Below are 11,635 nucleotides of genomic sequence, written 5' to 3'. Positions count from 1 at the left end.
CTCGCGTCCGGGGACCCGCCAGCCCCGCCAGGGCTACCGCGGCGAGGTCTGCTCGCGCGCGGCGACGGCGCGGCCGAGCTCGGCGCGCAGCTCCTCCGTGCCGGGGTGCAGCTCGAGCGACGCGAGGTGCTGGCGGGCCTCGGCGACGCGGTCGGCCTCGAGGGCGGCCAGCACGAGGTGGCGGCCCACCTCCGGCGTGTGCTCGCGCGCCCGCCAGTGGCCGACGCCCAGCCCGAGCGCCTCGGTCGGCATGCCCGCCTCGCGCAGGATCGCCAGCCCCTCGGCGAGCGCCTCGCCGCTCGGCTCCCGCGAGGCGGCCGTGGCCAGCCGGCGGGAGGCACCCTCCGGGTCGTCGGCCACGGACAGGCGCCCCAGCTCGAGCAGCGGGCGCCAGGCGCGCGGGTGGCCGGCGAGCTCCTCCGCCAGCGACCAGACGGCGAGGTCGGCGGCCCGCTGCCGGGCCTCCTCCGGCGGCGCGGTGAGCGGGTCCTCGGGGTTCGGGGTCTGCGCCGCCCGCCGGCGCACGATCTCGGCGAGCGCCCGGAACGCGCGGGCGTCGTTCGGGTCGTCGGTGAGGATGGTGCGCAGGGCGTCCTCGTGCAGGTGCTCGCCGTGCGGCTGCGAGGGCGTCGGACGGCGTGCCGCGACCGTGGACGCGGAGAAGGGCCGACGCAGCAGCTGCCGGAGCCGGGGCAAGAGGGCCATGGACCGACACTATCCAATGTCCCCCGCACCGGCCGGGGCCCGCGCCGACCGGGTCCGTTTGTGCACTCCCCACAACCTCGCCCGTATCCTCGACCCATGACGAGCAGCGGCACACCGACGTCCACGGTCAGCGGGACGGACGCCGGCGACGGCAGCACCTCGACGGGTGGGGGGCCGACGCCCGTCAGCCGCGGCGAGAACGTCGCGCGGGTGCGCGAGCACCTGGGGGTGCTCACCTCGGCGGCGATGCGCCGCCTCGACGAGGAGGTCCACTGGTACCGGCAGCTCCCGGCCGAGGACCGCTCCTACGTGGCCCTCGTGGCGCAGTCCGGCATCAACGCCTTCGTGAGCTGGTTCGCCGAGCCCACGCCCACCCCCCACGGCGTGGGCGAGATGTTCGCGGCGGCGCCGCCCGAGCTCACGCGCTCGATCTCCCTGCAGCACACCCTGCAGCTCGTCCGCCTCATGGTCGACGTCGTGGAGCAGCACTCCGACGAGATCGCCGCCCCCGGGTACGAGCGCGAGCTGCGCGAGGCGGTGCTGCGCTACTCCCGCGAGATCGCGTTCTCCGCCGCCGAGGTGTACGCCCGGGCGGCAGAGGTCCGCGGCGCCTGGGACGCACGCCTCGAGGCCCTGGTCGTGGACGCCCTCGTGCGGGGCGACGGCGACGACTCGCTGCGCTCGCGCGTCTCGGCGCTCGGCTGGAGCGGTCGTGGCCAGGCGCTCGTCGTCGTGGGCGAGGCGACGACGCGGCTCGACGACGTCCGTACGGCCGAGCTGCGCCGGCTGGCCCGCCGCGCCGCGGGCGACGCCCTCGTCGGGATCCACGGCGACCGGCTGGTCCTGGTGCTGGGCGGCGAGGGCGACCTGGTCGCGGCGGCCACGTCGCTGCTGGACCGGTTCGGCCCCGGCCCCGTGGTGATCGGCGGCGTGGTGCCCGACGTCTCCGACGCGCCGGCGTCCGCCGCCGCCGCCCTGGCCGGCCTCGCCGCCGCGCCCGCCTGGCCGCAGGCCCCGCGCCCCGTGCTGGCCGACGAGATCCTGCCCGAGCGCGTCCTGACCGGCGACGTCACGGCCCGGCGCACCCTGGTGGCCCAGGCCTTCCGGCCGCTGCAGGAGGCGTCCGGGTCGGTGCTGGAGACCCTGTCCGCCTACCTCGGCACCGGCCGTTCGCTCGAGGCGGCGGCGCGCCGCCTCTACGTGCACCCCAACACGGTGCGGTACCGCCTGCGCAAGGTCTCGGAGATCACCGGGTGGGACCCCCTCGACGCGCGCGAGTCGTTCGTGCTGCAGATCGCGCTGGCGCTCGGCCAGCTCGAGGGCGGCGCCGTCGCCGGCTGACCCCGCCGTTGGAGGATTCCCACAATCGCCTTCCGCGAGGTTCGTGCGGGTCGCGACGACGCTCCTGGCGCCCGGGGTGGCACCGTGGGTCCGTGCTCGCCGTCGTCTGCCCTGGACAGGGCTCTCAGACCCCCGGGATGCTCAGCCCCTGGCTGGAGCTGCCCGGCACCGCCGACCTGCTCGACTCCTTCTCGGCCGCGGCCGGGACCGACCTCGCCCAGCACGGGACGACGTCGGACGCCGACACGATCCGTGACACCGCCGTGGCCCAGCCGCTCATCGTGTCGACCTCGCTGCTCGCGCTCCGCGCGATCCTCGACGGGCGCCCGACGACCGAGGTCGTGGACGTCACCGCCGGGCACTCCGTCGGCGAGCTCAGCGCGGCCGCCGTGTCGGGCGCGCTCGACGACGCCGGGGCCGTCGGCCTGGTCTCCCACCGCGCCCGGGCGATGGCGGAGGCCGCCGCGGCCGCGCCGTCGGGCATGAGCGCCGTCGTGGGCGGCGACCCCGACGAGGTGCTCGCCTCCATCGAGGCGGCCGGGCTGTTCCCGGCCAACGTCAACGGCGGCGGCCAGGTCGTGGCCGCCGGCGACCTGGAGCGCCTCGCCGCGCTGGCCGCCGACCCGCCGACGCGCGCCCGCGTCATCCCCCTGCAGGTCGCCGGCGCGTTCCACACGCCCTTCATGGAGACGGCCCGCGTGGCGTTCGAGCAGGTCGCGACCGGCTGGCTCGCCACCGACCCGCGCCTGCCGCTGCTGTCCGACGCGGACGGCGCCTCCTACGACGCGCTCGCGCCGGGCTCGCACGGCCACGGCACCGCCACGGACGTCCTGGCCCGCCTCGCGGCCCAGGTCACCGCGCCGGTGCGCTGGGACCTCTGCCAGGCGACGCTCGCCGAGCGCGGCGTCACCGGCATCCTCGAGCTCGCCCCCGGCGGCGTCCTCACCGGCCTGGCCAAGCGCGCGCTCAAGGGCGTCGAGTCGGTCGCGGTGAAGTCCCCCGAGGACATCGAGGCGGCCCGCGACCTCATCGCCCGCCACTCCGTCGCGGGTGGCGCGGAGACCTCCGCGTGACCCACCCCCGCACCGGGGCCCGCCCGACGCTCCGCCAGGCCGAGCCCGTCCGCTTCTCGCGGATCCTGGCCGTGGCCGGCGAGCGCGGCGAGCGCGTCGTGACCAACGACGACGTGGCCGGCCCGATCGACTCGTCGGACGAGTGGATCCGCCAGCGCACCGGGATCGTCACGCGTCGGTACGCCGCCGCGGACGTCGACGTGCTCGACCTGGCGGAGGCCGCGGCCCGCAGGGCGCTCGACGCCGCCGGGCTCACCGGCGCCGACGTCGACGTCGTGATCCTGTCCACGGTGACGTACTTCCACCAGACGCCCGCGGGGGCCGCCGTCCTCGCCGAGCGCCTGGGCGCGACGCCCGCCGCGGCCTACGACGTGTCCGCCGCCTGCGCCGGCTACGCGTATGGGATCGGCCAGGCCGACGCCCTCGTGCGTTCCGGCGCCGCGCGGAACGTGCTCGTGATCGGCGCCGAGAAGATGTCGGACTTCGTCGACCCCACCGACCGGTCGATCTCGTTCCTGCTCGGCGACGGCGCGGGCGCCGCCGTCGTGGGCCCGTCGGACACCCCGGGCATCGGCCCGACCGTGTGGGGCTCGGACGGCGCCAAGTCGCAGGCCATCTCGCAGACCCGCGGCTGGTCCGACCTGCGCGCGGAGCCCACGGCCGGCTGGCCGACGCTCCGCCAGGACGGCCCGACCGTGTTCAAGTGGGCCAGCTTCCAGATGGCCCCGATCGCGGCCAAGGCGATGGCGGAGGCGGGCGTCGAGCCCGAGGACGTCCAGGTCTTCGTGCCGCACCAGGCGAACATGCGCATCATCGACCAGCTCGTGAAGCAGCTGCGGCTGCCCGAGAGCGTCGTCGTGGCGCGTGACATCGCCGACACCGGCAACACGTCGGCCGCGTCGATCCCGCTCGCCACCGAGCGGCTGCTGGCCGAGGGGCAGGCCCGCTCCGGCGACCTGGCCCTGCAGATCGGCTTCGGCGCGGGCCTCGTCTACGCGGCACAGGTCGTGGTGCTGCCCTAGCCTCCGGTTCCGCCCCGGCCAGGATCCGCCCGGATCTGCGCCCGAGGTCGTGACCGACCCCCGTGGTGCGGGACAATCGCACCGCAACACCCCACGGTGCCGGACGGCCGGTACCCCGTTCAAGGAGAGACGCACCCCATGGCTTACACCTCCCAGGAGATCCTCGAGGGTCTTGCCGAGATCGTCGCCGAGGAGACCGGTCTGCCCACGGACGCGGTCGCGAGCGAGAAGTCCTTCACGGACGACCTCGACATCGACTCGCTGTCGATGATGACGATCGTGACCCACGCCGAGGACAAGTTCGGCGTCCGCATCCCGGACGACGAGGTCAAGAACCTCACCACCGTCGGCGACGCCGTCTCGTACATCGAGGGTGCGCAGGCCGCGTGACGCCCGCGGGGCGCACGCCCCGCCGCGCGGGCGGGCCGGGAGCACCCGGCCCGCCCGGCAACCTGATCGAGCAGCCCTCACCCCACACCCGCTCTCACCTCAGGAGTGACCCACCCATGACTGCCGCCCCCGCCTCGCGCGACGTCGTCGTCACCGGCCTCGGCGCCACCACCCCGCTCGGTGGCGACGCCCCCAGCACCTGGGCCGCGGCCCTCGCGGGAGAGTCGGGTGCGCGCCCCCTCGACAACGACTGGGCGGAGAAGTACGGGCTCCCGGTCACCTTCGCCGCCACCATCAAGGTCACACCCGACCAGGTGCTCTCCCGCCCCGAGACCAAGCGCATGGACCCGTCCACGCAGTACGCGATGGTCGCGGCCCGCGAGGCCTGGCAGGACGCCGGCGCCCCCGAGGTCGACGGCGAGCGTCTCGGCGCGGTCGTGTCGTCCGGCATCGGCGGCATCTGGACCACGCTGGACGGCTGGGACACCCTCAAGGAGCGCGGCGCCCGCCGCATGCTCCCCATGACGGTCCCGATGCTCATGCCCAACTCCCCCGCCGCGTACGTCTCGCTCGAGTTCGGCGCCAAGGCCGGGGCGCACGCCCTCGTCTCCGCCTGCGCCTCGGGCGCCGAGGCCATCGGGTACGGCGTGGACATGATCCGCAACGGCCGCGCCGACGTCGTCGTGTGCGGCGGCACCGAGGCCACGATCCACCCGATGCCGATCGCCGCCTTCGCGGCCTCGCGCACCCTCTCGCTGCGCAACGACGACCCGCAGCACGCGTCGCGCCCCTACGACATCGACCGCGACGGCTTCGTCATCGGCGAGGGCGCCGCCGTGCTGGTGCTCGAGAGCGCCGAGCACGCCGTGGCCCGCGGGGCGCGCGTCTACGCGAAGATCGCCGGCCTGGGCCTGTCCGCCGACGCCTACCACATCACCTCCCCGGACCCCGAGGGCACCGGGCAGGTCTCCGCGATGCGTCGCGCGCTCGAGGATGCCGGTGCCACCTCGCTCGACGTCGTCCACGTGAACGCGCACGCCACGTCCACCAAGGTCGGCGACCTCACCGAGACCGCGTCGATCCGCACCCTCATGGGCGGGGAGGCCGACCACGTGCGCCTCTCGGCCACCAAGTCGATGACCGGCCACCTGCTGGGCGGCGCCGGCGCGCTCGAGACCCTCTTCACCGTCAAGGCCGTGTCGGAGCGCCTCGCGCCGCCCACGATCAACGTGGAGAACCCGGATCCCGAGCTCCAGGTGCCCCTCGTGCGCGACACCCCCGAGCGGCTCCCCGACGGCGACATCGTCGCGATCAACAACTCGTTCGGGTTCGGCGGGCACAACGTGGCACTCACCGTCACCAACGCCTGAGAGGTCCGTTCCGCCCCCGTCGCCCCCTCCGCGACACCTGCCCCCGATGCCCGAATGTTGCACCCGGGTGCATTTGTCCTTCGCGATGCCTGCATGACCCGAGCAACCTATGTTGGCGCCCGAGGCCACCAACGACGGTGTGCCGCAGTCAAGGTCCAAGGGGGAGACCGATGGCACGTGCGCGCCGTCATGCGAAGCAGGGTCGTTCGACAGCTCACGGGAACGGTGCGGCTCCCCCGCCACGCTCCCGACGGCGCGGGGGCGCCCTGCGGAACCTCACCGCCGGCGTGACCTCCGCCGCCGTGCTCGGGGCGCTCGCCTTCGCGGGCGCCCCGAGCGCGTCCGCGGCGCCCACCGACGTGTCGGAGTCGCTGGGCAAGTTCCTCGGCGGCGACGTCGTCCTCGGGAACGTGGACCTCGACTCGATCGCCACGGTCGAGGGCGCCGACGCCGCCTACCCGTCGGGCGCCTCGCCCGAGACGAACCCGCTCGCCGCCGACGTGCTCAACACGCTCGACGTCGACCTCACCGACACGCTCCAGCTGTTCGGCCCGGGCGGCATCATCGAGCTCGGGGCCGTGAACCAGTACGCGGGTGCCGACGCCGACGGGTCGACCTCCGCCTCGGGGGCCGTGACCGACCAGGGCGCGATCTCGGTCGGCGGGTCGGAGCAGTTCCCGGCCGACGCCACCGTGACCCTGACGCCCCTGGTGCCCGAGGCCCTCCGCGACTCCACCGTCTCGCAGCTCGACCTGTCGCTCGGCGCGCTGTCCGCGACCGCGCAGGCCGAGCCCGGCGCCGCCGCGACCGGGGCCTACCAGGTCGCCGGCGCCACCGTGGACCTGACCAGCCCGCTGGTCGGCGACGTCTACACGCAGCTGCAGGACGCCATCACCCCCGTGCAGACGTCCCTGAACGGGCTCGAGACGACGCTCACCACGGCCCTCAACGGGCTGATCAACGTCAACCTCGGTGTCGCGCGCTCCACCGGCACCGTGGACGTGACCGTCCCCAACCTCACGCAGGCCCTGCCCACGGGCTTCGTGGGCGACGGGGCGGTCCAGGTCAACCTCCAGACCGGCGAGGTCAGGGTCGACCTCGAGCAGCTGCTCAACGACAACCCCGACCTGCCCGACCTCAACGCGCTGCCCGCGAACTACGAGATCCTCGACGGCGACGTCGTCGCCGCGATCTCCGACGCGGTGACCAGCACCATCACCTCCGTCGTGCAGGACGTCGCCGACGGCGTCCGGGGCGCCGTCGAAGCCACCGCGGTCGACGTGCACATCGCCTTCCAGGCGTTCGCCCTGACGTGGCAGGACGTCCTGAACATCGACCTGGACGCCAGCCTCGGCGAGATCGACGCCGGCCAGGCGACCGCGGACATCGAGGTCCTCGGCAGCACGGCGCTCGTCAACACCCTGCTCGGGGCCCTCGGGCTCGGCTCCACCCAGGCGCTCGCGTCCGCCGTCGTGAACGCCCTCCTCGCCCCGGTCGGGGCGGTGTTCACCCTGGTCGACACGCTGGAGACGACGCTCGACGGCATCACGGGATCGCTCGCGGCGGACGTGGTCGGCCCCGTGCTGGACGTGCTCACCGGCGTCGTCTCCCTCACCGGCAACGTGCAGGAGCAGCCGGGCGACCTGCCCGACCAGGACCCGACGGGCACGGAGTCGTTCACCGAGCGCGCCCTGTCGCTGCGCCTGCTCTCGCTGGGCACGGGTGACGACCTCGCCACCGTGAACCTCGCCTCGGCGAGCGTGCGCGCGGTGGAGGCCCCGACGATCGCCGCCGACCCCACGACGGTCCAGGCGGGCGCCCAGACCGCGATCTCGGGCACGGGCTTCTCCCCCGACACCGACCTGACCGTGCAGCTCACGGACTCCGACGGCGCTCCCGTCGGCGACCCGGTCCCCGTCACCACGGACGGGTCCGGCACCTTCACGGTCCCGCTGCCCGTGGCCGCGGCCACCCCGGCCGGCGACTACGCGGTGACCGCCTCCGGCGACCCGTCCGGCGTCACGCCGACCACGCCGCTGGCCGTCACGGCCGCCCCCGCCATCGTGGCGGACCCGGCCATCGTCCCGGCCGGCGGCACCACCACCGTCACGGGCGAGAACTTCACCCCCGGCGGCGACGTCTTGGTCCAGCTGACCGACGGCTCCGGCGCCCCCGTCGGCGACCCCGTGACCGGCACGGCCGGCGACGACGGCACCCTCTCCGTCGACCTGCCCACCGCGGCGGGGACCGCCGCCGGCGGGTACACCGTCGTGGCCACGGACGCCTCGACGGGCGCCACGGCCGACACGACCCTCACGGTGACCGACGCGCCCTCGGTCGCGCTCGACCCGGCGACGGTGGTCCCGGGCGGCACGACGACCGTCACCGGGGCGGGCTTCACCCCGGGCTCCGACGTCACCGTCCAGCTCACCGACCCCGACGGCAACGCCGTCGGCGACCCCGTCACCGTCCCCGCGACCGCCGACGGCGCGGTCACGACGCCGCTGACAGTGCCGGACGGCGCGGACCCGGGTGCGTACACCGTCGTCGCGACCGACGTCACCGGCGCCAGCGCGCAGGCCGACCTCTCCGTCATCGACCCGGCCGTCGCCGCCGACCCGGGCACCGTCCCGGCCGGCGGCACCACCACCGTCACCGGGACCGGGTTCACGCCCGGCGGGGACGTCACCGTGCAGCTCACGGACGGGACCGGCGCCGCCGTCGGCGACCCCGTCACCACGACCGCCGACGACGCGGGCGCGATCGAGGTCGACCTGCCCACCGGCGCGGGCACGACGCCCGGCGCGTACACCGTGGTCGCGACCGACGTCTCGGGCCTCACCGCCGAGACGCCTCTGGCCGTCACCGACGCCCCGACGGTCGCCGTCGACCCGGGCACCGTCCCGGCCGGCGGCACGACGACCGTGACGGGCACGGGGTTCACCCCGGGCTCCGAGGTCTCCGTGCAGCTCACCGACTCCGACGGCGTGCCCGTCGGTGGCCCGGTCACCACGACCGCCGACGACGCGGGCGCGATCGAAGTGTCCCTGCCCACGGGCGCGGGGACCGACCCGGGCCCGCACTCGGTCGTGGCGACGGACGTCACCGGGGCGACCGCCTCCGCGGCCCTGACCATCACCGCCGCCCCGACGCTCTCCGCCGACCCGGGCACCGTCCCGGCCGGCGGCACCACCACCGTCACCGGCGAAGGATTCACGCCGGGCTCCGACGTCACCGTGCAGCTCACCGACGCCGGCGGCGGCGCGGTCGGCGACCCGGTCACCGTGACCGCCGGGCCAGGCGGAGCGATCACCACGCCCCTGACCGTCGCGGGCGACACGCCCAGCGGCCCATACACGGTCGTGGCGACCGACGTCAGCGGCGCCACCGCGCAGGCGGACCTCGCCGTGACCGGTCCGCCGTCGGTCGCCGTCGACCCGGGCACCGTCCCGGCCGGCGGCACCACCGCCGTCACGGGCGGGGGCTTCACCCCCGGCGAGGACGTCACCGTCCAGCTCACCGACGACGCGGGTGCCCCCGTGGGCGACCCGGTCACGACCACCGCGGGTGAGGACGGCACCATCACCGCCGACCTCACCGTCCCCGCCGACGCCACCCCGGGCGACCACACCGTCGTCGCCACGGACTCCACCGGCGCCACCGCCGACGCTCCCCTGACGGTCACCGCGGCGCCGACGCTGGTCGCCGACCCGGGCACCGTCCCGGCGGGCGGCACCACCACCGCCACGGGCTCCGGGTTCACGCCGGGCTCCGACGTCACGGTGCAGCTCACGGACGGCGACGGCGACCCGGTCGGCGACCCCGTCACGGCCACCGCGGGCGACGACGGCACCATCACCGTCGACCTGCCCGTCCCCGCCGACGCCACCCCGGGCGACCACACCGTCGTCGCCACGGACGCCACGGGCGCCACCGCCGAGGCACCGCTGGTCGTCACGGCGGCCCCGACCGTCGCCGTCGACCCGGGCACCGTGCCGGCCGGCGGCACCACCACCGCCACGGGCTCCGGGTTCACGCCGGGCTCCGACGTCTCGGTGCAGCTGACCGACGGGAGCGGCGACCCGGTCGGCGACCCCGTCACGACCACCGCGGGCGACGACGGCACCATCACCGTCGACGTCCCCGTCCCGGCGGACGCGACCCCGGGCGACCTCGCGGTCGTCGCGACCGACGTCACCGGCGCCGAGGCCACCGCCCCGCTCCAGGTGACCGTCGCCCCGACGGTCGGCGTCGACCCGGGCACCGTCCCGGCCGGCGGCACCACCACCGTCACCGGCGACGGCTTCACCCCCGGCGAGGACGTCACCGTCCAGCTCACCGACGACGCGGGTGCCCCCGTCGGCGACCCCGTCACCGTCACCGCGGGCGACGACGGCACCATCACCGCCGACCTCACCGTCCCCGCCGACGCCACCCCGGGCGACCACACCGTCGTCGCCACGGACTCCTCCGGCGCGACCGCGGAGGCGGGGCTCGTGGTCACCGCCGCGCCGACGATCGACGTCGACCCGGGCACCGTCCCGGCCGGCGGCACCACCACCGTCACCGGCGACGGCTTCACCCCGGGCGAGGACGTCACCGTCCAGCTCACCGACCCCGACGGCACCCCCGTCGGCGACCCCGTCACCGTCACCGCGGGCGACGACGGCACCATCACCGCCGAGATCCCCGTCCCCGCGGACGCGGAGCCCGGCGACTACACCGTCGTGGCGGAGGACTCCTCCGGCGCGACCGCGGAGACCGGGCTCGTGGTCACCGCCGCGCCGGCCCTCGTCCCCGACCCGGGGTCGCTCCCGGCTGGCGGCACCACCACCGTCACGGGCTCCGGCTTCACACCGGGTTCCGAGGTCGCGGTGCAGCTCACCGGTCCGGACGGCAACACCGTCGGCGACCCGGTCACGGCCACGGCGGGCGACGACGGCGGCTTCGTCGTCGACGTCCCCGTCCCCTCCGACGCCCCCGCCGGCGACCACACGGTCACGGCGCAGGACGTCAGCGGCGCCACGGCCACCGCGCCGCTCGAGGTGACCGCGGCCCCGACGGTCACCGCCGACCCGGGCACCGTCCCGGCCGGCGGCACCACCACCGTCACCGGCGACGGCTTCACCCCGGGCGAGGACGTCACCGTCCAGCTCACCGACCCCAACGGCACCCCCGTCGGCGACCCCGTCACCGTCACCGCGGGCGACGACGGCGGATTCACCGTCGACGTCCCGGTACCGGCCGACGCGACGCCGGGCGACCACACCGTCGTCGCCACGGACCCGTCCGGCGCCACCGCCGAGGGCCCGCTGACCGTCACCGCGGCGCCGACGATCGGCGTCGACCCGGGCACCGTCCCGGCCGGCGGCACCACGACCGTCACCGGCGACGGCTTCACCCCCGGCGAGGACGTCACCGTCCAGCTCACCGACCCCGACGGCAACCCCGTCGGAGACCTGGTGACCGTGACCGCGGGCGACGACGGCACGATCACCGCCGAGGTCCCCGTCCCCGCGGACGCGGAGCCCGGCGACCACACCGTCGTCGCCACGGACTCCTCGGGCGCCACCGCCGAGGGCCCGCTGGCCGTCACGGCGGCCCCGACCGTCGCCGTGGACCCGGGCACCGTGACCGCGGGCGGCAGCACCACGGTCACGGGCGACGGCTTCACCCCGGGCGAGGACGTCACCGTCCAGCTCAGCGACCCCGACGGCAACCCCGGCGGCGAACC

Annotated in this window: 7 protein-coding genes; 6 read left to right on the top strand and 1 reads right to left on the bottom strand. The window is 75.9% G+C overall.

Annotated elements, in window-relative coordinates; translation table 11 throughout:
- Nucleotides 1–33: 33 nt before the first annotated feature.
- Nucleotides 34–705, bottom strand: a complete 672-nt coding sequence (locus ACFU5J_RS17745; protein WP_430579610.1) for a hypothetical protein — start codon at nt 703–705, stop codon at nt 34–36.
- Between the two features lie 96 nt (nt 706–801).
- On the opposite strand from ACFU5J_RS17745, the gene ACFU5J_RS17740 reads away from it, so the two are divergent.
- From ACFU5J_RS17740 to ACFU5J_RS17715, 6 genes are all read left to right on the top strand, one after another.
- Nucleotides 802–2,046: a PucR family transcriptional regulator gene (locus ACFU5J_RS17740; RefSeq protein ID WP_430579609.1), complete on the top strand. Its 1,245-nt coding sequence runs from the start codon at nt 802–804 to the stop codon at nt 2,044–2,046.
- Nucleotides 2,047–2,138: 92 nt separating this feature from the next.
- Nucleotides 2,139–3,119, top strand: a complete 981-nt coding sequence (locus ACFU5J_RS17735) for an ACP S-malonyltransferase (protein WP_430576077.1) — start codon at nt 2,139–2,141, stop codon at nt 3,117–3,119.
- Entirely contained in the window at nt 3,116–4,141 is a 1,026-nt protein-coding gene (locus tag ACFU5J_RS17730; RefSeq protein WP_430576078.1) for a beta-ketoacyl-ACP synthase III, read from the top strand. The genes ACFU5J_RS17735 and ACFU5J_RS17730 overlap by 4 nt, the downstream gene beginning before the upstream one ends.
- Before the next feature lie 138 nt (nt 4,142–4,279).
- Nucleotides 4,280–4,531 carry an acyl carrier protein gene (locus tag ACFU5J_RS17725; protein WP_430579608.1) on the top strand — a complete coding sequence of 84 codons (252 nt, stop codon included), beginning with the start codon at nt 4,280–4,282 and terminating at the stop codon, nt 4,529–4,531.
- 116 nt (nt 4,532–4,647) lie between these two features.
- Nucleotides 4,648–5,901: a beta-ketoacyl-[acyl-carrier-protein] synthase family protein gene (locus ACFU5J_RS17720; RefSeq protein ID WP_430579607.1), complete on the top strand. Its 1,254-nt coding sequence runs from the start codon at nt 4,648–4,650 to the stop codon at nt 5,899–5,901.
- Nucleotides 5,902–6,188: 287 nt separating this feature from the next.
- On the top strand, nt 6,189–11,635 hold a 5,447-nt coding region (locus ACFU5J_RS17715; RefSeq protein ID WP_430579606.1), incomplete at its 3' end, for a choice-of-anchor G family protein.

It is taken from the genome of Isoptericola sp. NPDC057559 (assembly GCF_042801555.1).
Classification (GTDB): domain Bacteria; phylum Actinomycetota; class Actinomycetes; order Actinomycetales; family Cellulomonadaceae; genus Isoptericola.
The sequence above is the reverse complement of the archived record's forward strand: the minus strand, read 5'-3'. Positions and strand labels throughout refer to the sequence as shown.

Bases quoted from the DNA above. Each gene is read 5' to 3' on its own strand.
- ACFU5J_RS17745 (WP_430579610.1), bottom strand. From the start codon at position 705: ATGGCCCTCTTGCCCCGGCTCCGGCAGCTGCTGCGTCGGCCCTTCTCC.
- ACFU5J_RS17725 (WP_430579608.1), top strand. From the start codon at position 4,280: ATGGCTTACACCTCCCAGGAGATCCTCGAGGGTCTTGCCGAGATCGTC.
- ACFU5J_RS17740 (WP_430579609.1), top strand. From the start codon at position 802: ATGACGAGCAGCGGCACACCGACGTCCACGGTCAGCGGGACGGACGCC.
- ACFU5J_RS17720 (WP_430579607.1), top strand. From the start codon at position 4,648: ATGACTGCCGCCCCCGCCTCGCGCGACGTCGTCGTCACCGGCCTCGGC.